The sequence below is a fragment of the Actinomadura meridiana genome (assembly GCF_039537545.1).
Classification (GTDB): Bacteria; Actinomycetota; Actinomycetes; order Streptosporangiales; family Streptosporangiaceae; genus Spirillospora; species Spirillospora meridiana.
The window spans coordinates 1-23,110 of sequence record NZ_BAABAS010000011.1 but is presented as its reverse complement, the minus strand read 5'-3'; the positions used below and the strand labels follow the sequence as shown (position 1 = coordinate 23,110).

Annotated in this window: 23 protein-coding genes and 1 riboswitch; of the genes, 15 read left to right on the top strand and 8 right to left on the bottom strand. The window is 70.6% G+C overall.

The genetic code is table 11. The features are described from left to right. Positions 1–8: 8 nt before the first annotated feature. Positions 9–1,181 carry an FAD-binding oxidoreductase gene (locus ABD808_RS19620; RefSeq protein WP_344898693.1) on the bottom strand — a complete coding sequence of 391 codons (1,173 nt, stop codon included), beginning with the start codon at positions 1,179–1,181 and terminating at the stop codon, positions 9–11. A 195-nt stretch (positions 1,182–1,376) separates the two neighbouring features. Here ABD808_RS19620 and ABD808_RS19615 point away from each other — a divergent pair, with 195 nt between their 5' ends. From ABD808_RS19615 to ABD808_RS19595, 5 genes are all read left to right on the top strand, one after another. Then, complete coding sequence (locus ABD808_RS19615) at positions 1,377–2,048, top strand: TetR family transcriptional regulator (protein WP_344898691.1); 672 nt, start codon at positions 1,377–1,379, stop codon at positions 2,046–2,048. A gap of 98 nt (positions 2,049–2,146) precedes the next feature. Beyond that, on the top strand, positions 2,147–2,434 hold the full coding sequence (locus ABD808_RS19610; RefSeq protein ID WP_344898689.1) for a GlsB/YeaQ/YmgE family stress response membrane protein: 288 nt from the start codon (positions 2,147–2,149) through the stop codon (positions 2,432–2,434). A gap of 204 nt (positions 2,435–2,638) precedes the next feature. Next, a complete protein-coding gene (locus ABD808_RS19605) occupies positions 2,639–4,600 on the top strand; it encodes a TerD family protein (protein ID WP_344898995.1) in 1,962 nt (653 codons plus the stop codon). Between the two features lie 115 nt (positions 4,601–4,715). Then, on the top strand, positions 4,716–6,689 hold the full coding sequence (locus tag ABD808_RS19600; protein ID WP_344898687.1) for a S8 family peptidase: 1,974 nt from the start codon (positions 4,716–4,718) through the stop codon (positions 6,687–6,689). A 124-nt stretch (positions 6,690–6,813) separates the two neighbouring features. Beyond that, positions 6,814–7,113 (top strand): SHOCT domain-containing protein, encoded by a 300-nt coding sequence (locus ABD808_RS19595; RefSeq protein ID WP_344898685.1) that lies wholly within the window; start codon positions 6,814–6,816, stop codon positions 7,111–7,113. Positions 7,114–7,157: 44 nt separating this feature from the next. On the opposite strand, the gene ABD808_RS19590 is transcribed toward ABD808_RS19595, so the two are convergent. Further along, positions 7,158–7,748 (bottom strand): MarR family winged helix-turn-helix transcriptional regulator, encoded by a 591-nt coding sequence (locus ABD808_RS19590; protein WP_344898683.1) that lies wholly within the window; start codon positions 7,746–7,748, stop codon positions 7,158–7,160. Positions 7,749–8,080: 332 nt separating this feature from the next. Here ABD808_RS19590 and ABD808_RS19585 point away from each other — a divergent pair, with 332 nt between their 5' ends. Together ABD808_RS19585 and otsB are read left to right on the top strand one after the other, a co-directional pair. After that, entirely contained in the window at positions 8,081–8,407 is a 327-nt protein-coding gene (locus ABD808_RS19585) for a DUF3263 domain-containing protein (protein WP_344898681.1), read from the top strand. A 242-nt stretch (positions 8,408–8,649) separates the two neighbouring features. Continuing rightward, positions 8,650–9,468: a trehalose-phosphatase gene (gene otsB / locus ABD808_RS19580; protein WP_344898679.1), complete on the top strand. Its 819-nt coding sequence runs from the start codon at positions 8,650–8,652 to the stop codon at positions 9,466–9,468. A gap of 119 nt (positions 9,469–9,587) precedes the next feature. On the opposite strand, the gene ABD808_RS19575 is transcribed toward otsB, so the two are convergent. Together ABD808_RS19575 and ABD808_RS19570 are read right to left on the bottom strand one after the other, a co-directional pair. Beyond that, positions 9,588–10,202: a PadR family transcriptional regulator gene (locus ABD808_RS19575; RefSeq protein ID WP_344898676.1), complete on the bottom strand. Its 615-nt coding sequence runs from the start codon at positions 10,200–10,202 to the stop codon at positions 9,588–9,590. Between the two features lie 146 nt (positions 10,203–10,348). Then, complete coding sequence (locus ABD808_RS19570) at positions 10,349–12,457, bottom strand: serine/threonine-protein kinase (protein WP_344898674.1); 2,109 nt, start codon at positions 12,455–12,457, stop codon at positions 10,349–10,351. Between ABD808_RS19570 and ABD808_RS19565 the strand changes: the two genes are divergently transcribed. After that, positions 12,456–13,007, top strand: coding sequence for an RNA polymerase sigma factor (locus ABD808_RS19565; RefSeq protein ID WP_344898672.1), 552 nt, complete (start codon positions 12,456–12,458; stop codon positions 13,005–13,007). The two genes, ABD808_RS19570 and ABD808_RS19565, sit on opposite strands and share 2 nt — an antisense overlap. A 151-nt stretch (positions 13,008–13,158) precedes the next feature. Next, entirely contained in the window at positions 13,159–14,181 is a 1,023-nt protein-coding gene (locus ABD808_RS19560; protein ID WP_344898670.1) for a sulfotransferase family protein, read from the top strand. A 148-nt stretch (positions 14,182–14,329) separates the two neighbouring features. On the opposite strand, the gene ABD808_RS19555 is transcribed toward ABD808_RS19560, so the two are convergent. Continuing rightward, positions 14,330–15,787: an alpha,alpha-trehalose-phosphate synthase (UDP-forming) gene (locus ABD808_RS19555; protein ID WP_344898668.1), complete on the bottom strand. Its 1,458-nt coding sequence runs from the start codon at positions 15,785–15,787 to the stop codon at positions 14,330–14,332. 184 nt (positions 15,788–15,971) lie between these two features. Next, positions 15,972–16,113: riboswitch (SAM riboswitch) on the top strand. A gap of 15 nt (positions 16,114–16,128) precedes the next feature. Here ABD808_RS19555 and thrC point away from each other — a divergent pair. The 3 genes from thrC (at position 16,129) to ABD808_RS19540 (ending at position 18,125) form a co-directional block, all read left to right on the top strand. Then, entirely contained in the window at positions 16,129–17,373 is a 1,245-nt protein-coding gene (gene thrC, locus ABD808_RS19550; RefSeq protein ID WP_344898666.1) for a threonine synthase, read from the top strand. Between the two features lie 11 nt (positions 17,374–17,384). Then, positions 17,385–17,663, top strand: a complete 279-nt coding sequence (locus ABD808_RS19545) for a MoaD/ThiS family protein (protein WP_344898664.1) — start codon at positions 17,385–17,387, stop codon at positions 17,661–17,663. Between the two features lie 63 nt (positions 17,664–17,726). Beyond that, the gene (locus tag ABD808_RS19540) at positions 17,727–18,125 is read left to right on the top strand and encodes a DUF5959 family protein (protein ID WP_344898662.1); all 399 of its coding nucleotides are present in this window, start codon (positions 17,727–17,729) and stop codon (positions 18,123–18,125) included. A gap of 3 nt (positions 18,126–18,128) precedes the next feature. On the opposite strand, the gene ABD808_RS19535 is transcribed toward ABD808_RS19540, so the two are convergent. After that, complete coding sequence (locus ABD808_RS19535) at positions 18,129–18,653, bottom strand: DapH/DapD/GlmU-related protein (protein WP_344898660.1); 525 nt, start codon at positions 18,651–18,653, stop codon at positions 18,129–18,131. 108 nt (positions 18,654–18,761) lie between these two features. Beyond that, complete coding sequence (locus tag ABD808_RS19530; protein ID WP_344898658.1) at positions 18,762–19,064, bottom strand: hypothetical protein; 303 nt, start codon at positions 19,062–19,064, stop codon at positions 18,762–18,764. 361 nt (positions 19,065–19,425) lie between these two features. Here ABD808_RS19530 and groL point away from each other — a divergent pair, with 361 nt between their 5' ends. The 3 genes from groL to ABD808_RS19515 all read left to right on the top strand — a co-directional run bounded on the left by groL (position 19,426) and on the right by ABD808_RS19515 (position 22,470). After that, positions 19,426–21,057 (top strand): chaperonin GroEL, encoded by a 1,632-nt coding sequence (gene groL / locus ABD808_RS19525; RefSeq protein ID WP_344898656.1) that lies wholly within the window; start codon positions 19,426–19,428, stop codon positions 21,055–21,057. Positions 21,058–21,464: 407 nt separating this feature from the next. Further along, positions 21,465–22,052: a phospholipid scramblase-related protein gene (locus ABD808_RS19520; RefSeq protein ID WP_344898654.1), complete on the top strand. Its 588-nt coding sequence runs from the start codon at positions 21,465–21,467 to the stop codon at positions 22,050–22,052. Positions 22,053–22,122: 70 nt separating this feature from the next. Next, positions 22,123–22,470: a hypothetical protein gene (locus tag ABD808_RS19515; protein WP_344898652.1), complete on the top strand. Its 348-nt coding sequence runs from the start codon at positions 22,123–22,125 to the stop codon at positions 22,468–22,470. A gap of 449 nt (positions 22,471–22,919) precedes the next feature. On the opposite strand, the gene ABD808_RS19510 is transcribed toward ABD808_RS19515, so the two are convergent. Then, on the bottom strand, positions 22,920–23,110 hold a 191-nt coding region (locus ABD808_RS19510), incomplete at its 5' end, for a hypothetical protein (protein ID WP_344898650.1).

Genomic DNA, 23,110 nt, shown 5'->3' with positions numbered 1-23,110 from the left:
CTCCCACTTCAGGCGGGCTGGATGTTGTGGTTGCGGTGGAACACGTTCCGCGGGTCGTACGCCCGCTTGACCTCGCGTAGCCGCCGGTGGTCCGCAGGGGTGTAGGCGCTGGCCGTCCTGGACGTGTCGTGCAGGAAGTTCATGAACGACCCGCCGGTCGCGTACGCGGCCAGTGGCGCGGCGTCCTCGGCGGAGCCGTCGATGGTGACCGAGAACGGGACGTCGCGGTGCCCGACCGGCCCGGCGTCAGCGCCCGGCCGCGCCATCGCGCCACCCCAGTGCCTGACCTCGATGCCGGACGCGCCGCTGCCCGCGATGGCCGCGATCAGCGGGTCGGGCAGGTCGGCGAACAGGTCGAAATGAAGCGGCGCGGTGCCGCCGAGGGATTCGGTCTCGGCGTACGGCATCGTCCGGAAGTCGTCGTGCAGTGGCGGGCCGCCCGCGTTCCACAGTGATCGCAATGCGTGCGCGCCCTCGTCCGCCCCGCCCGCGTACACGCCGCGCACGATGACGACCCGGCCGTGCTCGGCGTGGTCCGTCAGGGCGATGGACACGGTCAGCTCGTCGGGACGGGACGCGGCCTCGTCCCGGAAGCGGGTGAGCACGTCGCCCGCACGCTCGGCGGGGAAGACGGCGGCGCCGCCGAACACCGTGGTCACGGGGTGCAGCCGGAACTCCAGCGACGTGACGACACCGAAGTTTCCGCCGCCGCCGCGCAGCGCCCAGAACAGGTCGGCGTGGTGGTCGGCGTCGGCGGTCAGCGTCCGGCCGTCGGCGGTGACGACTCCGGCGCGCAGCAGGTGGTCGGCCGCGAACCCGTGGCGGCGCGACAGCCAGCCGACGCCGCCGCCGAGCGTGTAGCCGGTGACGCCGACGGAGGCGTGCGAGCCGGACAGCGGCGCGAGCCCGAACGGGGCGGCGGCCGCGATGACGTCGCTCCAGCGGGCGCCGGGGCCGACGCGGGCGGTGCGGCGGGACGGGTCGACCAGCACGCCCGCCATCCGGGACGTCTTCAGCAGCAGCCCCTCGTCCGGCGCGACGACGGTGCCGTGCCCGGTGGCCTCGATGGTGAGCGGCAGCCCGCGGTCACGCGCCGTGAGGATCGCGGCGCGGATGTCCGCCGTCCCGGTCGCCTCGACGACCTGAAGTTCGAGGTCGCGGGTCGCGATCGAAGCATTCATGATCTTCCTTTCTTCTGGAGGTTTCCCCTCCACTTAATCGCACCGTAACACCAGCCGGAGGATTTGTCTCCACTTAATCCAAGATCCCCCTCCTGCTCGCTGCGGACGACCATATGGTCACGAAGATTGATAATCAAGAATCGTGACTAAAATTAATCGGAGAGGATGCCTCCACATACTTGCTACGCTGCTCCCATGGCGCAGCAGCCCGACACCGCCGGACGCCCCCTCCGGGCGGACGCGCGCGACAACCGCAACCGGATCCTCGCCGCCGCCGCCGAGGTGTTCGTCGAGCAGGGCCCGGGCGCTCCGCTGGAGGACATCTCCAAGCGCGCCGGCACCGGAATCGCGACTCTGTACCGGCGTTTTCCTGACCGTGAGTCGCTGACAAGGGCGGTCGCGCTGGACGCGCTGCAACGCACGGCCGACGAGGCCCGGCGCGCCCGCGACGAGGAGCCGACGGCGTTCGCCGCGCTGGTCCGCTACCTCCACCGGGTTCTGGACATCCGGATCGGCGCGGTGTTCCCCGTCCTGCTGAACGAGATCCCGTTCGACGACGCGGAGATCGCGTCCGTCCGGGACGGCGGCGTCGCCGTCATGCAGGGCCTGGTCGCCACCGCCCAGGACGACGGCGACCTGCGTCCGGACGTCACGCACGCCGACATCGGGATGCTGCTCGTGCGGCTGTCCCGTCCGCTCCCCGGGTCCATTCCCCGGGACGTGGCCGAGCAGGTGGCGCACCGCCATCTCGACCTGATCGTCGACGGCCTGCGCGCCGCCGCCGGACGGACCGCGACGCTCGGCGGCCCGGCCCTCACCTTCGGCGACCTCCAGTCCATGGGGGACGACCCGGACCCCGCCCCCTGACACCCGGGCCCTGCTACCTGACGCCCGGACCCAGCCCCCAGGGCCCCGTCGACCAGCGCCGATGGACTACGCGCGGCGTGAACGGGCACAGGGACGCCATGAACATCTCAGGCATCATCAGCGCGATCGTCGTCGGCGCGATCATCGGGGCGCTGGGGCGGCTGATCCTGCCCGGCCGCCAGCCCATCGGCATCCTCATGACCCTGCTCGTCGGCATCGTGGCCGCGATCGCCGGGACGGCGATCGCGCAGTCCGTCGGCGTCTCCACCACCAACGGGGTCGACTGGATCGAGTTGGTGTTCCAGATCGGCCTCGCGGTGATCGGCGTCGCGCTCGTCGCCGCCTTCAAGACGCGCGGCAGACAACGCCGCCGCTCCCCACGCTGATCCGGTAGCGCGGCGCCGCTGTCCGCAAAGCTTTACGTTCCGTGGCCGGAGTCCGCCAATTCGGTGGCCGTGGGGTGTCTTGGAGCCATCGCGGTGCCATGCTCGGTGATGGCCGGGCTCCCGGCCGTGATCGCGTGATCATGGCGGCCGATTCATGCCTGTCAGCGGCGTGTGTTCGGTGGAACGGAGCGGTACGTGCAGCAGATGCGCAAAGGGGCCAATGTCGGGCTGGCGAATCTGACCGAGGCGACGGGCCCGGTCACGGTGGCGCTGCGGTGGTCCGACCCTTCCGGAAATGGTGATGCGGACGTCGCGGCCCTGCTGGTCGGCTCGTCCGGCAAGGTGCGCGACGACAAGGACTTCGTCTTCTACAACCAGCCGTCCACCCAGGACGGTTCCGTGCAGTTATTGGGGAAGTCGCCCACGGCGGCCGGCAGCGAAGATCGCATCCTCGTCGATCTCGACGCCCTGCCACCCGACGTCGAACGGGTCGTCCTCACGGCGAGCCGGTACGGAGGGCCGACCTTCGGTGATCTGGACGATCTCGGCCTGACCCTTCTCGACAGTTCCGGTGCCGCGCTACTCGGTTTCGACATCGACGACGCGGGCTCCGAGACCGCCTTCGTCTTCGGCGAGCTGTACCGCAGGGACGGCGACTGGAAGGTCCGGGCGGTCGGCCAGGGCTACGAGTCGGGGCTCGGCGGGCTGGCAGGTGACTTCGGCATCACCGTCGGGGAAGACGATGATGTCGAACGCGACGAAGCGCCCGCCGACGACGAGAAAGAGCCCGTCCCGCCGGATGCGGTCGAGGCTCCGCCCAGCGAGACCGAGAGCAAGACCCGTCCCGCTGCCGCGGATGAGCCTCGGGCCGGTCGGGTTCGGACGGCGAAGAAGCGGCGCAGCACGCTCCCCAAGGCGGTCAAGGTCGATCTCGCCGACCATCCGTCCTGGCAGGGCGCGCGGCTGTTCTCCGTGGCGGGGCTCCGCAACGACCACGAACGGGAGGCCCGGGCCACGTCCACGCTGCTGGCGGTCATGGCGCAGGTCCCGGAGTTCGGTCGGCGGCTCACGGCCAGGTTCAACGCCCCGGCCGGGACCGTGCAGACGTTCGTCGAGACACCGTTCAAGTCCGGCGAGACGAAGGTCCGGCCGGACGGGGTGATCCGCGTCGCCCGCGCCGGACGGATCTGGACGGCCCTCGTCGAAACGAAGACGGGCGGCAGCCCCCTCAAGAAGGAGCAGGTCGAGGCGTATCTGGAGGTCGCCTCGCGCAACGGCTACGAGACTGTCATCACCCTGTCGAACGACCTGGCGCTGGACGGCGAGCACCCCCTGACGGTCGACAGGCGACGGCTGCGCAAGGTGGCGTTGCGGCATCTGTCGTGGGCCGAGGTCGCGCACGAGGCGCACATGCTGTGCCATCACCACGGGCTCGCCAGTCCCGTCCACACGTGGATGCTCGGGGAACTGCTGCACTACCTGCGGCACGACGGCGCGGGATGTCAGGGATTCCAGGACATGGGGCCGTCGTGGGTGCCGCTTCGCAACGCGATCACGGCGGGGACGTTGCGTCCCGGCGACCGGCACGCGGAGCTTGTGGCCGAGAGCTGGGAGAAGCTCGTCCGGCAACTCTGCCTGCGGCTCAGCGGCGAGACGGGGCTGAACGTCGCGCCGGTGATGCGCCGCAGGCGGGGCGGCGCGGCCCCGCGCCGGGCCGACGTCGTGGCGTCGCTGATCGAGTCCGGGCGGATGGGCGCCGACATGCGCCTCCCGATCGCGGCGGGGCCGGTGCGCCTCGTCGCCGACCTGCGGACGGGTCAGATCGAGACGACGGTCGAGATCCCGGCCGCCGTCCGGGCTCGGTCGCTGTCGCGCGTCCAGTGGCTGCTGCGACGGCTCGCCGACGCGCCCCAGGAACTACGGCTGGAGGCCCTGCCGGACGGGCACGCCGAGGGCCCGTGCGATCTGCTGAAGAACCTGCGGAGCGAGCCGGGGCTGCTCGTCCCGGCGGACGGCGGCGAGATCACCTCGTTCCGGTTGACGCTGCCGTCCGGCATGGGCGCCAAGCGCGGAACGGACGAGACGGGCTTCGTCCGCAGCGTCGACGTCGCCGTGGACCGCTTCCACCAGCAGGTCCTCCAGGCGGTCAAGGTGGACGCCGGATAACCCCGTCACGGAGTGTGTCCTGAATGTGACGAGTGCCCGAGCGGGGGAGGCTTCGCGTGGCAGAATGTCAACCCGTTGTGGAGCGCGGCACAGGGGCGGGAGGAGGTGCGGCGGCGTGTCCCAAGCCGGTCATCGCCGTCCGGCGCGTCCTCGACCGGCCCTGTCACCGCACCGGCACCGCACGCGGGCGTTCGCGGCCCTGTCCGCGCTGGCGTTCGGCGCCGCCGGGGCCCTCCCCGTCGCGGCCGGGTTCGGCGGGACGCCCGCGAGGGTCCACGACGCGTCGTCGAGAGTCCACGGCGAGTCCGCGAAGGTCCATGGGGAGTCCGCGAGGGTCCACGGCGCGTTCGCGACGGTTCAGGGCGCGTCCGCGACGGTTCATGGATCGACCGCGACGGTTCGGGGCGCGTCCGTCAGGGCGGCCGACCAGATCCGTGCCCGCGAGTGGCACCTGGGCGTCCTGCGCGTAGAAAAGGCCTGGCGGTACTCCCGGGGGCGCGGCGTCACCGTCGCAGTCCTCGACACCGGCGTCGACGGGCGACATCCCGACCTCACCGGACAGGTCCTGACCGGGCCCGACCTCACCGGCGGCGTCCGGCGTCCCGGCACCCGCTACTGGGGGCTGCACGGGACGTCGATGGCGAGCATCATCGCAGGTCACGGCCATGGGCCGGGGGCGTCGCGGGGCATGTTGGGCGTCGCGCCGCAGAGCCGCGTCCTGTCCGTCCGCGTCACGCTGGAGAACGACGACCCGCTGCGGCGCGACAACGGACAGCAGACGGGCGGTGACCGCGACGCCATCGCGCAGGGCATCCGGTACGCCGTCGACCACGGCGCCGACATCGTCAACATGTCGCTCGGCGGCGGACGCCAGTTCTACAACGGCACCGCGTCGCAGGAGGCGGCGATCAAGTACGCGCTGCGCAAGGGCGTCGTGCTGATCGCGTCGGCGGGCAACGACGGGTCGGGCGCCAACCGCAAGAACTTCCCCGCCGCCTACGCGGGTGTGATCGCCGTCGGCGCGCTCGACCGCCAGCTGCGCCTGTGGAAGGACAGCAACCGGCACTCCCACGCGGCCGTCTGCGCCCCGGGCGTCGACATCGTCAGCGCCGACGCCAGCGACGGCTACGTCGTCGGGACGGGCACCAGCGCCTCGTCGGCCATGGTCGCGGGGGTCGCGGCGCTCGTCCGGTCCCGGTACCCGGAGCTGCGGCCCGAGCAGGTGCGGCAGGCGCTGATCGCGGGGTCGCCGCCGCGTCCCGGGCACCCGACCGGCTCGCCGACGTGCGGCGGGACGGTCGACGCCGTCCGCGCGCTCGTCGCCGCGCAGGGGATCAGCAAGACGGTCGGTGGGCCGGTGGAGTCGCCGCCGCCCCCGCCCCCGGTACCCGCCGCGCGGGCGTCCGGCGGAGGGTCGAGCCTGCTGCTGCCCCTCGTGATCGGCGGTGTGCTGCTGGTCGTCGCCGGGATCGTGCTCGCGCTGCGGCAGCGCGGGCGCACGGAGGAGGACGCGGCCGACACCGACACCGACGCCGTCGCCGATTACGGCCTGCCGTCCGCGCCGCCCATGCCACGCGAACCCGAGCCTTTCGAAACGGCCGGACCCTTCGAAGCCGCCGCACCCTTCGAGGTCGCCGCACCTTTCGAGTCGGCCGAGCCCTTTGAGACGGTCGAGTCCGTCGCGCCGGTCAACGTGCCGCTCTGGCAGGGCGCGGAGACGCTCCCGCGGCCGCCCCTGCCGGACGTCCCCCCGGCCGACCCCTCGCCGGTGGACGCGCCGCCGATCGACCCCGTCGACGGCTCCTGGGGCGCCCCGTTCCCAGCCGAGTCCGCGCCGGAGCCGTCCCCGGAGCAGCCGCTGTTCGGGTCGAGCGAGCTTCGGCCGTTCGTCCCCGACGAGTACGTCGACGACGGCTGGAACAGGCGCCACGACGACCACCTGAACGGCCTCAACGGCTCGGTCTGGGAGGACGACGCCGAACCCCGGGCACCGTCCGATCCCCAGGCACCGTCCGACATCCCGGAACCGGACGACGAGCCCAAGGGATGGAACCCGCAGGGCTTCGACGACGAGGAGCACTGGTGGTGAACGCCCGCGGGCGCCCGGTACTCCGCCGGGCGTAGCGCGGGAGTCTCCGGCGGGACGATGCGGCCCCCCGAACCCGTCGCCGAGCATCGACTCATCCGAACACCACAGGAAGAGGCGATGAACCATGATGGCGACCTTGGCGGCCCAGGCGACGGCACTGCACCCGGAGGCATGGCACGACGGCGGCGACGCCCCCGCCTTCTGGCCGGTGTTCCCGATCACGTTCGGCCTGTTCTGGCTGGCCGTGCTCGGGACGGTGTTCTACCTGATCCGCCGCCGGATGAACGACAACGCCGCGGCGAGCGCGGCGGCCGCCGACCCGATGGCGAAGGCGCAGGCGGTCCTCGCCGAGCGGTTCGCGCGCGGCGAGATCGACGAGGACGAGTACCTCATGCGCGTCTCCACGCTCCGCAACGGCGGCTGACGCAGGGGCGTCCGGACGCGCGCCTCGGGGGCCGGTGCCGTGACCTAGTCGGCGGCGTCGGCCTCCTTGAAGATCTCGTCGATGTCGTCGCCGTTCCGGGGCGACAGGGCGGCGGCGTCCGCGAAACGGGTGAGCAGCCGGGCGAACTCGGCGCGCTCGTCCACCGACCAGCCGGTCATGAGCGCGTCGAGATGGGCGCGGCGGAACCGGTCGGAGACCCGTTTGACGCGCCGACCCGCGTCGGTCAGCGCGAGGTTGGCGCGGCGCCCGTCGACGGGCGAGCAGCGCCGCGACACCAGCCCGGCGTCGATGGCGTGCCCGACCAGGCGGCTTGCCGTGGACGGGTCGATCTCCAGCCGTTCCGCGACGGCCCCGACCGTGATCTCGTGGACCGGCCCGTCGCTCTGGTCGGTCTCGGCCTGGGTGGTGAGGGCGGCGACGGCGTTCACCACCATCAGGTTGGAGATCTGGAGCGGACGCTCACTGGTGCCGTCGGACGTCTGCGCGCGGATCCGCTTCATGAGGTCGGGCGTCGTCCAGGCGCGGCGCAGGAGGAACAGAGCCATCCCGATGTTGGCGAGGACGGGGTCGTCGAGCCGCTCGCCGGGCGGCTCCGTCGCGGAGTTCGTCGCCATCGGATCTCCGTTTCGTACCTTTCCTGGCGGACACCGTTCGCTGTCCTTCCCACCCTAACGCATGTAGTCTGCACATGTTGTGCGACTGCTGTGACGGGCGATCGGTCGCGTGACACACGGCACTGAGGATCCCCAGGTGAACGGGGATGTGGTGCACTGAATCAGCGAGCCGCCGTTCCCCGGGAACCGACGGAACTTGTCGGCTCGGGCGCGTAGCATGGCTCCCGCCCGAACCCGGACGACCCGGGATCAGTAACCACAGAGGGGACCTGATGCGAGCGGCGAACGCCCCCGGCGACCCCCGCGGTGACGTCCCCCCACAGGACGGAAGCATGGACGACGGCCCTGCCGCACGACCCGTGACCGAAGCGGAAGAAGGCGGGCCGGACGACGCCGCCTTCCCCGCCGAGATGCTCTCCGAACGCGACCGCCACATCCTCGCCTTCGAACGGCAGTGGTGGAAGTACGCCGGAGCCAAGGAGCAGGCCATCCGCGAGATGTTCGACATGTCGGCGACGCGGTACTACCAGCTCCTGAACATCCTGATCGACCGACCCGAAGCGCTCGAGTGCGACCCCATGCTCGTCAAGCGCCTGCGCCGGATGCGAACACAGCGCCAGCGCAACCGCGCCGCCCGACGCCTCGGCATCCGCCCCTGACCCCGTCCGCCCCTGACCCCGTCCCCCCGACCCGCCCGACCCCCGTCTGAGCGGCACCGATCTGGGCGCCGGTCTGGGCGGCCCCAAGCTGGACGGCCCTGGCCTGAGCGGTGCCGATCTGGACGGCGCCGGTCTGAGCGATCCCAGTCTGGGCGGCGCTGATGTAGGCGGTGCCGGCCTCCGTGTCGAGATTCGGGACGGGGCGCTGGCGGCGCGCCGAACGAAGCGGGTTCACTGGTCGGGTGACGTTTCCCCGCTCCCTGACGGCCGCCGGTACCGGCGGTCTCGACGCCATCCGCACGGCCCCGGCCGGGGCCGTGCTCGGCCTCGACTTCGACGGCACGCTCGCGCCGATCGTCGCCGACCCGGCCGCGGCCAGGGCCCATCCGGGGGCCGCACCCGCGCTGGCGCGGCTCGCCCCGAAGGTGGGCGCCCTGGTGGTCATCACGGGCCGTCCCGCCGCCGTCGCCGTCGAGTACGGCGGTTTCGCGGGCGTGGACGGTCTCGTCGTGCTCGGACAGTACGGGCTCGAACGGTGGGAGTCGGGCGTGCTGACCGAGCCCGACCCGCCGCCCGGCGTCGCCGAGGCCCGCGCCAAGCTGCCCGAGATCCTGGCGGCCGCGAAGGCCCCGCCCGAGACGTTCGTCGAGGACAAGGGTCAGGCGCTCGCCGTGCACACCCGCCGCTGCGCCGAACCGGAGGTCGCGCTCGAACGGCTGCGGAGCATTCTGGCCGCGCTCGCCGAACGCACCGGGCTGGCCTTGGAGCCGGGACGTCTCGTCCTCGAACTGCGGCCGCCCGGCATGGACAAGGGGAGGGCGCTGCGCGCGTTCGTCGCCGACCGGGGGGAGCGCCCGTCCGGTGTCCTGTTCGCGGGGGACGACCTCGGCGACCTGGCCGCGTTCGACGCCGTCGAGGCGCTGCGCGCGGACGGCGTGCCCGGCGTGCTGGTCTGTAGCGGATCCGCCGAGGTCACGGCCCTCGCGAAGCGGGCGGACCTGGTGGTCGACGGCCCGGCCGGGGTCGTCGACCTCCTGGAGAGCCTGGTTGACACCCTCTGACCCCCGCCGAACCCCCGGCCGGACGTGACGACGTGAAAGCGCCGCGACCGTGGTGGCCGCGGCGCTTCCTGTCGTCGCCGGTCGACGGTCGACGGCCGTCGACCGGCCGTCGTCGGTGTTCACTCGGCTTCGGGGTCGTCGGCGAGGATGCCGTAGAGGCGGCGGCGGGCGTCGTTGACGACGTCCAGGGCGCGCGCCTTCTGCGCCTCGCTGCCGACCGCCATCACCTGCTGGAGGGCGACCAGCAGCTGGCCGACCACCTCACGTCCGCGCAGGACGTTCTCCCCGGCGGCCTCGGTGACCTCGTCCCAGGGGGCGGTGGTCTGCGCCGACGCCTCCTCGCGGCCCGTGTCGGTGAGGGAGAACAGCCGCTTTCCGGACTGCTCCTCGCTGTTGACCAGGCCCTCGTCCTCCAGCATCTGGAGGGTCGGGTAGACCGAACCGGGGCTCGGCCGCCAGACGCCGCCGGTGCGCTCGTCCAGCTCCTGGATCATCTCGTAGCCGTGCATGGGGCGTTCGGCGAGCAGGGCGAGCAGCGCCGCCCGGACGTTTCCGCGCCGGGTCCGCCGTCCGCGTCCGCCGCGCCCACCGCGTCCGCGATGGCCGGGACCACCCGGACCGCCCGGGCCGAACCGGGGGCCGCCTGGCCCCCACGGGCCGAACGGGTCGCCGCGTCGTTCGCGGTCCTGCGGGCCTCGGAAGCCGCCGCGCCTTCGCATCGTGTTGTCATGCATCGCAGTCTCCTTCGTTAGTGATCGGTTGCGATGCATTAACGATATATCGGAAACCGGTCGCGATGCAACACCCTCGGATGGGCGACATGACGAGGGCGGACGGCGCAGCGCGCCGTCCGCCCTCAGTGGGGGAGTGAACCCCGAGGTCAGGGGCCGGTGACCGTCAGGCTGTCGAGGATGTCCTTCGTGGCGCCCCGGTCGTCGGTCTCCTTGACGCGGATCCACAGCCCGAACTTGCCCGACTTGTCGCGCAGTCCGACCTCGGTGACGGACGGCGTGCCGACCTTGCACGCGGTGAAGCGCGTGATCGTCCCGCTGAGCGCCTTGTCGGGGGTGGTGTAGTTCTCCGGCTCGGCCCTCGTGCACTGCGAGTGGACGGACGCGCCCCGCGGCGGCAGTTCGCCGGGCCGCACGTCCGTGGTCACGCCGATGAAGACGCCGGGACCCTTGCCGTCGCCCAGGAACGCGGCCTTGTCCGGGGTCGCGCGCAGCACCGGACGCTGCTGGGAGTCGTTGAGGCTGACGGTGGACGGCTGCCACGTCGACGTCTCCGTCGCCTTCGGCCAGGCCTTCGGCACCGCCGCCTTGATCTTGCCCGCGGTGTGGGACACCACGACGAAGTCCTTCGGGATCTCGGGTGTCGTGTCGCCGCCCTTGCCGCCCCCGCCGTCGTCGTCCCCGGCGAACAGCACGCCGAGGACCAGCCCGCCGCCGAGCGCGACGGCCAGCACGACCGCGGTGATGATCAGCGGCGTCGCGAACTTCTTGGGCGCGCGGCCGCCGTTGCCGCGCGGCCCCTGGCCCGGTCCTGGCGCCTGGAATCCGGTGGGCGGGGGCGGCTGCCCGCCCACATACGGCTGCGGGCCCGGACCGCCGGGCCCCATCGGCTGCACGGGCGGCGGCCCCTGCGGGGTCCCGTTCGGCGGAGGCTGCGTCGGGAACACGGCGGTGCTGCCGTCACTGACACCGCCTCCAGGACCGCCGGGCGGACGGGGCGGCGTCGGATACGGCGTCGGCACCGGCGGCGCGGCGCGGCCCCTGTCGGAGTCGGGGCTGGTCGGCGCCTCCGGCTGGCCGAACGGCGTGGCGCGCCTGTCGGGGGAGTCCACGATCGTCCGCTCGCTGTCGGCCACGGGCCCTGGCGGGACGCGCATCTCGGACGTGTGGACGTCGTCGTCCACGGGCTGGTCGAGCCGCGTCCGCATCTCCCGCGGCCCATCCTGCTCAGCCGGACCGCCCGCTCCCGCTGGGCTGGCCGTCCCCGCTGGGCTGGCCGTTCCGGCGGCGGGTGGGCGGACGCGGGTGCCGTCGCGGTAGATGTCCTGGACGGTCGCGTCCGCGTCGATGCGCGGCATCGACGACACCGGAGCCGCCGCCCCACCGGCGGCGCCGGGCGCGGCGGGCACGGACGTCGGACGCAGCGTCGACAGCGCCTCCGCGAACGCCTCGGCGGTCGGCCACCGCTTCTCCCGCTCGACCTCCAGCGCCCGGAGGATCACCTGGTCGACGGCCGCGCTCACGCCCTCGCGCCGCTCGCTCGGCGGCGTCTTGACGGGCGCCGGGCCCGGTGCCCGTCCGGTGATCATGTGGTAGGTCAGCGCGCCCAGCCCGTACACGTCGGCGCGGACGTCGAGCCCGCCGCCGAACCGCGCCTGCTCAGGCGACATGTACCCGGGCGTCCCGACCGGCAGCGTGAACGCCCCGGAGGCGTGCGCGAGCGCCTTGGCCAGCCCCAGGTCGGCGATCAGCAGCTTCTCGCCGCCGTCCGGCGTCGACTGGAACAGCACGTTGGACGGCTTCAGATCGCGGTGGATCACGCCCAGCGTGTTGATCACCTCGACGCCGTAGGCGATCTCCTCGGCGAGCACGATGGCCTCGCTGACCGGAAGTGGCCGCTCACGCATCCGGTCGCCGAGCGTCCCCCGGTCCGCGTACGGCATGACGAAGTAGGGGCGCCCGTCAGGCAACTCCCCGATATCGTGCACCCGGACGAGCCGTTCGGAGTCGGCGCGCCGCAGAATCCGGGCCTCCTCCAGGAAACGGTTGCGCACATCGAGATCGTCGATCAGGCTTCCGGACAGGACCTTTATGGCCACCTGGGAATCCAGGGCGTCGTCATGCCCCAGCCACACAGAGGCGAACGCCCCCGAACCCAGGACGCGTTCGATCCGGTAACGGCCTACTGATGGTGGGAAAGACACACCCGTATCATCCCAACAACGGGGTGAGTGTGCGAACAAGCATTGAGGCGGCATGGCATTCGACGAGAGGACCGAGGAGCTGGCGGTCAAGGCCGCGCAGGGTGACCAGGGCGCCCTCAACGAGCTCCTCCGCAAGATCGAGCCTGACGTGCTGCGGCACGCCTCCCGTTTCCTGCCCTGCCGGCAGGACGCTGAGGAGGCCTGCCAGGACGCGTTGCTCCAGGTCGCGCGGAACATCCACCGGTTCGAGGGCCGGTCGAGGTTCAGCACGTGGCTGCACGTCGTCGTCGCCAACTCGGCCCGCTCCACCTACCGTTCGCTGAAGCGCCGCTCGGTGGAGCAGGCGGGCGAACTGCCGCAGCAGCGCCCCGACCCGCGCCGCACCAGCGTCATCGCGGGCTCCCGCGTCGACATCCTGGACGCCATGGAGGACCTGGAGGCACGCAAGCCCGACCTCATCCAGGCCCTCGTCCTGCGGGACGTGTCCCAGCTGGAGTACGCGGAGATCGCCGAGCAGCTCGGGCTGCCGCTCGGCACGGTGAAGTCCCGCATCCACGAGGCGCGCAAGCAGGTGCGGCAGACGCTCGGCGACTCCTACAGCTGACGCCCGGCAGGCGGACGCCGGGTGTCGCGCGCCCGCGCCCGGCGGTTTGTCCCCGATGGGCGTCCGACCTCGTCAAACGTCGGTAATCGCGCGGCAACGGTGCGTTCATCGGGCGGGCGCGGGCCCCGGCGGCTCGGCCAGCATGCCGTGCATGTCAACAGGCCCGGACCCCCACGACCGTCCGATCTTCATTCTCGGGTGCCCCCGTTCGGGGACGACGCTGCTCCAGCTGATGCTGCACTCGCATCCCCGCATCGCGATCCCGGCGGAGACGAGATTCGTCCTCCCGGCCTACGCGGGAAGGTGCGAGTTCGGTGACCTCCAGGTCAGAGCGAACAGACTCGGGCTCGCCGAGTGGATCACGGCGGACCGGTCGACCAAGTTCTCCTCGCTCGGCCTGGACGCCGCCGAGGTCGCGGACGAGATCGTCGACGCGCCGCCGACGCTGGGTTCGGCGCTCGGCACCGTGTTCCACGCCTACGCCCGGCACTGCGGCAAGCCGCGCTGGGGCGACAAGCGGCCGAGCTACTTCCGGCATGTCGGCGCGCTGTTGCGGATGTTTCCGGACGCGCAGTTCGTCCACCTCATCCGGGACGGCCGCGACTGCGTCGCCTCCCTCAAGGAGATGCCCTGGTACGTCCAGGAGGTCGACCACGCGATCTCCGTGTGGCGGGAGGCCATCGACGGCGGCCGCCGCCTCATCCAGCGGCTCGGGCCCGACACCTACTACGAGTTGCAGTACGAGCGGCTCGTCGCCGACCCCGCCGACGAGCTGACCAGGCTCTGCGGGTTCCTTGGCGAGGACTTCGAGCCGGAGATGACCCGTCCGGACGGCCTCGCCAGGAAGATCGTCCCGCCGCGCCGCAGCTGGCACGGCCGGACGAAGGACGCCGTCACAACCAGCCGCGTCGGCTCGTGGGCGCAGCGGCTGGACGCCTGGGAGATCAGCCTGGCGGAGGCCGCGTTCGGCGAACGGCTCACCGAGTACGGCTACGAGCCGAGCGGACTGCCGAAGCCGCCCGCGTCCCGGCTCGCCCGCTTCACCAAGGTCAGCACGCACCGTCGGATGGCGCAGAGCAAGACCGCGCTGCGGGAACGCTGGAAACAACGCCACGAGCCGAACCCGGTCGAATGCCTCCTGACCCCACAGCCCACCGCGTCCCTCGCCCACTGACCCAGCCCAGCTCGAACCAGCCGAGCGCGGCGGACTTGCCGAGCGCGGCGGGGCTAGTCCAGTGCGGCGGGTCTGCCGAGTTCGGCGAGTTAGTCGAGCGCGGCGGCGTTAGTCGAGCGCGGCAGGGGTTAGTCGAGCGCGGCGGGGGTTAGTCGAGGGCGGCGAGTTGGTCGGCGAACCAGGTTCGCGGGGGTAGGGCGGTCGCGGCGGTGGTGAGGCGGGCGCAGCGTTCGGACCGTTCGCGGCGTGTCATCAACAGGGCGCGGTGCAGGGTCTCGGCGGTCTGGGACACGTCGTAGGGGTTGACCACCAGGGCGTCGCCGGACAGTTCCGCCGCCGCGCCCGCCTCCCTGGACAGCACCAGCGCGCAGCCGCGTTCCGACAGGACGGGCCCCTCCTTCGCGACCAGGTTCATCCCGTCCCGGATCGGGTTGACCAGCAGCACGTCGGCGAGGCGGAGGGCGGCCAGCGAACGCGGATAGTCGTCGTTCACCTGCAAGATCAGCGGATCCCAGGCGGCGGTGCCGAACTCGTCGGTGATCTGCTTCGCCATCCGCTGGACGGACGCGGTGTATTCGCGGTATTCGGTCAGGTCGTACCGGGACGGGTAGGCGAACGCGAGATGGACCACCCGGCCACGCCACTCGGGATGGTTGACGAGCAACTCCCGGTAGGCGGCGAGCCCGCGCACGATGTTCTTCGACAGCTCCGTCCGGTCGACCCGCACGATGAGCTGACGTTCGCCCACCTGTTCACGCAGCCCGCGAGCCCGTTCCACGACATCCTGCTCAGCGGCGCGTTCACGCAACGCCGTCCCGTCGACCCCGAGACCATGCACGCCCACCTGGGTGACGTGCCCCGAGCAGGCGACGGTACGGGCGGCACGGTCAACACGTGCTCCCGGCAGCAGCTCGCAACAGTCGAGGAACGCGGACGCCCACCGCTCGGTGAGAAACCCCGCGTGATCAGCGCCAAGGATGCCCAGCAGGATCTCCGCGCCCATGTCGTCCGGCAGCAGACCGAAGTACTCAGGCGGAGCCCACGGAGTGTGCGAAAAATGCACGATCCTCAAGTCAGGACGCCGTTCGCGCAGCATTCGCGGTGCCAGCGACAGGTGGTAGTCCTGGATCGCGGCCTTGGCACCCGGTGCCGCGTCGCGTGCCAGAGCGTCCGCGAACGCCGCGTTGTACGCCTCGTAGGACTGCCAGTCGCGGCGGGCACGAGCGTCGAAATGTGGGCTGCGCGGAGTGTCGTACAAGAGATGGTGGACGAACCACAGCGTCGAGTTGGCCACGGCGTTGTACGCGCGGTGGAACGTCCCCGGCGGGATGTCGAGCATCCGCACGGCCGCGCCGCCGGTCTCGTGCCCGGCGAGGTCGATGCGGCCGTCCGGTGCTCGGCGCGCGGCCTCCCGGTCGGCCTCGCCCAGGGCCGCGCACACCCACAGCACGTCCGGCCCCTCCCCGGACGTTCCACGCGCCGCGCCGGTGACGGCGGCCAGGCCGGACACCAGCCCGCCGCCGCCGCGCCGCATGGTCAGCCCGCCGTCGTCCGACAGCGAGAACGAGACCGGTCCGCGGTTCGATGCCACCAGCACTTGGCTCATAACGGCAGGGTCTCAGTTGCCGCCGAGCCGCCACACGGCGCCCCGCGCGGTCGTCGCCGACCCGCGTGCGTGATCAAGAACGCACCCGGGTAACGTCCCGAGCGATGGACCCGGTCTGTCTGGCATCCGGTCAGATCAGGTAAAGTCACCCATGGGCGTTCAAAGCGCCACAACAACTGAATATTGCTCATCCAGAGGGGTGGAGGGACCGGCCCTGCGAAGCCCCGGCAACCACTCGGCTGACGCGCGCTCGCGATCCTGCGAGGCCGGCCGGGAGATGGTGCCAACTCCGGCCTGCGACCAGGGTGGCGCAGGAAAGATGGGGGAAAGGCCTCGCCCGCATGGCAATCACGCCTGCCACCGACCTCGGAACAGCCACCGCTCTCGTCTGCCGCGAATGCGGCTCGACGCGCGACCTCGGGCCCTACTACGCCTGCGAAGAGTGTTTCGGCCCACTGGAGATCAAGTACGACTTCGGTGACCTGACCCGCGCCGACATCGAGTCGGGGCCGCGGAACATCTGGCGGTACCGGCGGCTGCTGCCCGTCCCGTCCACCGTTGTGAACTCGCCCAACACCGAACCCGGCTTCACCCGGCTCGTCCGCGCCGACAACCTCGCCGAGAGCCTCGGCCTCCAGAGCCTGTGGGTGAAGGACGACAGCGGCAACCCGACCCACTCGTTCAAGGACCGCGTCGTCGCCGTGGCGCTCGCCGCCGCCCGCGAACTCGGCTTCAAGGTGCTGGCCTGCCCGTCCACCGGCAACCTCGCCAACGCCGTCGCCGCCGCCGCGGCCCGCGCCGGGATCCGCAGCGCCGTGTTCGTGCCGTCCAACCTCGAAGCGCAGAAGATCATCACGACGGCCGTGTACGGCGGGACGTTCGTCACCGTCGACGGCAACTACGACGACGTCAACCGGCTCGCCTCGGAGATCGCCGGTGAGCAGGACGACTGGGCGTTCGTCAACGTCAACGTCCGGCCCTACTACGCCGAGGGCTCCAAGACCCTCGGCTACGAGATCGCCGAACAGCTCGGCTGGCGGCTGCCCGACCAGATCGTCGTCCCGGTCGCGTCCGGCTCCCAGCTCACCAAGATCGACAAGGCGTTCCAGGAGCTGATCAAGCTCGGTCTCGTCGAGGACAGGCCGTACCGCGTCTTCGGCGCCCAGGCCACCGGCTGCGCCCCCGTCGCCGCCGCCTTCAAGGCCGGCCACGACGTCATCCGTCCGGTGAAGCCCGACACGATCGCCAAGTCGCTCGCGATCGGCAACCCGGCCGACGGCCCCTACGTCCTGGACGTCACCCGCCGCACCAACGGCGCCGTCGAGGACGTCAGCGACGCCGAGGTCGTCGAGGGGATCCGGTTGCTCGCCCGCACCGAGGGCATCTTCGGCGAGACCGCGGGCGGCGTCACCGTCGCGTCCCTCCGCAAGCTGATCGAGTCCGGGACGCTGGACCCGTCCGCCGAAACCGTCATCATCAACTCGGGGGACGGGCTGAAGACCCTGGACGCCGTCGCGCCGGTCGTCGCGCCGTCCGCGAACATCGCACCGTCCCTCGAAGCGTTCCGCGCCGCGGGCCTCGCCTGAAAAGGAGCATCATGAGCAGCGTGTCCGTCCGTATCCCGACCATCCTGCGGACCTACACCGGCGGCGAATCCGAGGTGAAGGCGGAGGGCGACACCCTCCGCGCCGTCGTCGCCGACCTGGAGGCCAGCCACTCCGGCATCTCCGCCCGCATCCTGGACGACGCGGGCAAGATCCGCCGGTTCGTCAACGTCTACGTCGGCGACGAGGACGTCCGCTTCGCCGACGGCCTGGACACCCCCACCCCCGAGGGCGCCCAGATCTCGATCATCCCCGCCGTCGCGGGCGGCTGACGGTTCGACCCTTTTGACCCGGTCCCGGCCCACCCGGGACCGGGTTCGCCCTACGATGGCGCGGTGGCAGAGCACGAGTTGATCCACCTCGCCGACGACCTCGGAAACAGCGTCGTCCTGCGGGTGACGGGCCAGGAGCCCGGCGGTCTCACCGGCATGATCGAGGTCGGCAGCTATTTCGTCAGCGGCGGCATCAGGACCTCCCTGGACGCCGAGGACCTGACCGCCTGGGAGAAGACCCTCGACTCCCTGGCCCAGGGCGCCGACAGCGCGGCCTGGCGCGAAGGCCAACGCGCGACCGAAATCCACCTGGAAATCGACGACCACGACCGCGTACACGTCGCCGTGGTCGACTCCCAGTCCTTCCTGGTAACGGTCGAACTGACGATCGAGGTCGCCAAGGATTGGCTGGACGACCACCGCCAACGCCTGACCGACCTCCGCGCGAACTTCCCCGCCTAAGACTCACCAGGCCCGATGAACGCCCGCCTTGGCCCCCGTCACCAGGGTCGACGGCGGGACGTCATCGGCCACGACCGCCCCGGCCGCGACCACGGAATCACGGCCGATGCTGACACCGGGCAGGATCGTGGCACCGGCCCCGATCCACACGTTCTCCGAAACGTCGATGGGCCCACCGGTCAGCCATTCCCGCCGCTCCCCGGGGTCGACCGGATGTCCCATGGTGATGAACGTGACCTTCGGCCCGACCAGCACCCGCTCGGCGAGCCGGATACCGGCGTAATCAAGGAACGTGCAGTTCTGGTTGACGAACACACGCTCCCCGAGTTCCAGCCGAAGCCCGTGGTCGGTGTAGAAGGGCGGGTAGATCGTCACTCTCTCTGGCAGCGGCTTGCCAAGGATCTGTTCGAACAGATCAGCCTTACCCGCCTCGTCCTCGAAAGGCAGGACGTTCAGCCGGGAGGTGAGCTCGGTGGCCCGCAGCACCCTCTCCGCCATGGCCTGGAACTCGGCACCGTGAATCCGCATGAGATGACCACTGGACATACTGTGATCCTTCCACAGGTGTGTGTGAACTGACCGCGCATGAGTGGCAGTCGTTCGCGCGGCTCCAGGAAACGACTCGCGCCGGCGTCGCTATCGCCAGAGATAGTCATAGCGGGCCGGTGCCTGAGTGACCAGGACCTGCCCGTCTCTGACCTGCCATTCGGTCTGGTGTCCCTCATCGTGGGAGACGAGGAAGAGACCACGGACACGGTCGCCGTCCTCATCGGTGGCGGGAATGGAGGCGATTTCTCGAACTTGGTCGAGGACCTCATCGGAGTTGTACTCGCGAACGGCTCGGGCATAACACGCCGCGTCGAGCCAACCGCCTTCCGGAAAGGGACTCCGTCCCACGCTCAAGTAGACGACCACGGCACGGCTCCGGGTCTGATCCATGAGGACCAGCATCCGCGGCGGCCTGGCCGACCGGAGGAGTGCGAACCCACGGACGTGGTGGGACGTCGCGAAGCCAGCGGGCTCCAGGCGCTCTCGAACGAGGCTTCGACGCAGGTGGGGGTGGGTTGGGGCAGGTTGGTGACGGTCGTGGGGGCGAGGATGTGTGGCGCTTGCACTCGACGGGGTAGAGTGCTAAACAAACGGTTGGCACTCTGCTGTGGAGAGTGACAACTTCACAGTCTGGGATCGGGGCGATGAGGCCTCAGCTCGGCGACGGAATGGCAGTCGTCGGCGGGGGCCGTCCGTCGCGGGCGTCGGCTCGGTCCAGCTAAGCCACCTTGTTCCGGGAGGACTGGAGCCTATGGCTGCAAAGATGATCGCGTTCGACGAGGAGGCCCGTCGCGGTCTCGAGCGCGGCATGAACCAGCTCGCCGACGCCGTCAAGGTGACCCTTGGTCCCAAGGGCCGCAACGTCGTGCTGGAGAAGAAGTGGGGCGCCCCCACGATCACGAACGACGGTGTGTCGATCGCCAAGGAGATCGAGCTCGAGGACCCGTGGGAGAAGATCGGCGCGGAGCTCGTCAAGGAGGTCGCCAAGAAGACCGACGACGTCGCGGGTGACGGCACCACCACCGCCACCGTGCTCGCCCAGGCGCTGGTGCGCGAGGGCCTGCGCAACGTGGCCGCCGGTGCGAACCCGATGTCGCTGAAGCGCGGCATCGAGTCCGCGGTCGAGCGGGTCAGCGAGGAGCTGTCCAAGCTGGCCAAGGACGTGGAGACCAAGGAGCAGATCGCCTCCACGGCGTCCATCTCCGCGGGTGACCCGCAGATCGGCGAGATGATCGCCGAGGCGATGGACAAGGTCGGCAAGGAAGGCGTCATCACGGTCGAGGAGAGCCAGACCTTCGGTCTGGAGCTCGAGCTCACCGAGGGGATGCGCTTCGACAAGGGCTACATCTCGCACTACTTCGTGACCGACCCGGAGCGGATGGAAGCGGTCCTCGAGGACCCGTACATCCTGATCGTTCAGGGCAAGGTGTCGGCCAACAAGGACCTGCTGCCCGTGCTTGAGGGCGTCATGCAGTCCGGCAAGCCGCTGCTGATCATCGCGGAGGACGTCGAGGGCGAGGCGCTGGCCACCCTGGTCGTCAACAAGATCCGCGGGATCTTCAAGTCCGTGGCCGTGAAGGCCCCGGGCTTCGGCGACCGCCGCAAGGCCATGCTGGGCGACATCGCCACCCTGACCGGTGGCCAGGTCATCAGCGAGGACGTCGGCCTCAAGCTGGAGAACACCTCGGTCGACATGCTCGGCCGGGCGCGCAAGATCGTCATCGCCAAGGACGAGACCACCATCGTGGACGGCGCCGGTGACGCCAACGAGATCGCGGGCCGGGTCAACCAGATCCGCACCGAGATCGACAACACCGACTCCGACTACGACCGCGAGAAGCTCCAGGAGCGCCTGGCCAAGCTCGCGGGCGGTGTCGCGGTCATCAAGGCCGGCGCCGCGACGGAGGTCGAGCTCAAGGAGCGCAAGCACCGCATCGAGGACGCCGTCCGCAACGCCAAGGCCGCGGTCGAGGAGGGCATCGTCCCCGGTGGCGGCGTGGCGCTGCTCCAGGCGGGCGCCAAGGCGTTCGACAAGCTGGAGCTCGCGGGCGACGAGGCCACCGGCGCGAACATCGTCAAGCGCGCTCTCGAGGAGCCGCTGAAGCAGATCGCCGTCAACGCCGGCCTTGAGGGCGGCGTCGTGGTGGAGAAGGTTCGCAACCTGACCCCGGGTGAGGGCCTCAACGCCGCGACCGGCGACTACGTCAACATGTTCGACTCGGGGATCATCGACCCCGCCAAGGTGACCAGGTCCGCGCTGCAGAACGCCTCGTCGATCGCCGCGCTGTTCCTGACCACCGAGGCCGTCATCGCCGAGAAGCCCGAGAAGAACCCGGCTCCGGCGGGCGGCGGCATGCCCGACGCCGGCGGCATGGACTTCTGACCCGAGTCAGGTCCTCGCCGTACGACCGTGTACGCATGCGAAGGGACGGCCCCGTGGGGCCGTCCCTTCTCTTTCTCTGACGCCGTCCGCCCCCCGCGCGCCCGTCCTCGTCCCCGGCCCCGACCAGCCGTCCCTCCTCCGTGCCGCGACGTCATTCCCGTTCTGGTCCGACCGGACGAGGGTCTTCGACCGACACAAGTCGGTTTCCCGGACGTGACATCCGGTGCCCCCCGCGCACGTCAACCGGGTTAACCGGCCCGGGAGTACGTTCTGGACATCTCGGGGTGCTTCCGCTGAGAGAGCGGACTTGGCAGGATCGCGCCTTGGCGGTGCCGCGCGCCGAACGCCGTGGCCCCGCCCGCAAGTCACGTTGGAGGCCCGATGCGGCCGATGAGGCAGGAGAACACGTGGACGAAGTGTTCGGCTCCCCGGTACTCAAGGTCGAACAGCCTCGCCGGGGCCCGTTCGCCAAATCGCGGTACAAGATCCTCGACGGCGACGGCACCGTCCTCGCCGTGGCGGCGCCCGCCGACGCGCACGGCCGCGCGCAGATGCGGGGCGTCGTCCCCGGCAAGTCGAACCTCGACGCCCGGGCCGTCCTGCTGACCACGCCGGACGGGGACCCGCTGCTGGTCGTCGACAAGCAGCAGGGGCGGGAGTACACGGAGATCCTCACGCCCCAGGAAGAGGCCATCGGCTCCTTCGTCACCGAAAGGGTGGGACGCCGCTATGTCGTCTACGACGGCGACGGCAGCCTGATCGGTGCGGTCACGGTGGACGTTCCGCGCAACAACTTCGAGCTGTTCGACACCGACGAGAACAAGGTCGCGCACGTCCGCAAGAAGTGGGCCGGCCTCGCCACCCACCTGCTGACCACCGCGGACAAGTACGCGGTGGAGATCTTCGACCCGGTGCCGGAGCCACTGCGGACGATGGCCGTCACGATGGCCATCGTGATGGACATGAACCTGCACGAGTCCAAGGAGATCACCTGATCGCGCCGCGATTCGCGAACCGGGGGTTCCCGGCGGCGGTATCGGGAGGTACGTTCCGTTCGTGCAGGCCATGCCCGGGCGTACGAACGGCTGGTGGATCTCGCCCGCCATCCCGACGATCGCCAACGTCGTGCTGGCCGTCCTGTGGACCTTCTCCGCACTCGGCGGATGGGGCGACGCCGCCTTCTGTGGTGAGGGCGATCAACACGACGCGGCGTGCGGCACGGGTTTCGTCCACGCCGTGCAGGTCTCCGCACCGTTGGCCGCACTCGCGGCGATCGTCGCCGTGACCGCCTGGTCGATGCCGAGTGTGCGACGCAGGCCCGACCGGTTGGACGCCCTTCTCACCATGGCGGCGTTCGTGTGGATCCTGGCCGAGGGCATCCTGTTCATCGGCGGATACCTGGCCAAGTCGTAGCCATCCGAGCGCCGTTGCCAAAACGAGATATTCGCGGTGTGAAGCGCGATGGTGAAGTGGGCAGGGCGGTTGAAACCGGACAAAACTCAAGGTAGAAGAGGTGCGCCCACCGGAGCTCGCGGACGGCCCGTCCGATCCGGTGCGGTTCTGACGTGCGAGCCGGTTTGACGTTCGCACCTCGGGGGCATACTGTTCACTTCGCCCCACAGGGATGCAGGACGCCGGAAGGCGGCCGACCCGAGGGGAACCCACCACTGATCAACCGTGACGCGGCTTAGCCGCGTCCGTGGCGTCGTGGCCGGGATCGGAAAAGGCTCGGTTTTGACAATCGCGCCAAATCTGATGAAATAGCTTCACCGCCCGGAAGGCGCCGCGAAAGCGGAATCATCCGGGCACCGGAAAAAGCCGGAAATTGACACTTCGACCGAATCCAGTAAGCTTAAAGCGAGTCACCCCGAAGCGGGAAACGCGAAAGCGAGTCCAGCACGGTGGGTGTCCGTTTCTTGAGAACTCAACAGCGTGTTAAAAGCCAGTGCCTTTATACGGCCCGGTCTTCTCATTCGGGAAAGCTGGGTCGTCCCCGTGGCCATCCTGTTCAGGGTGGTCAGGGATTTCTTTGAGGCATAGCAGCCCGGTTCCT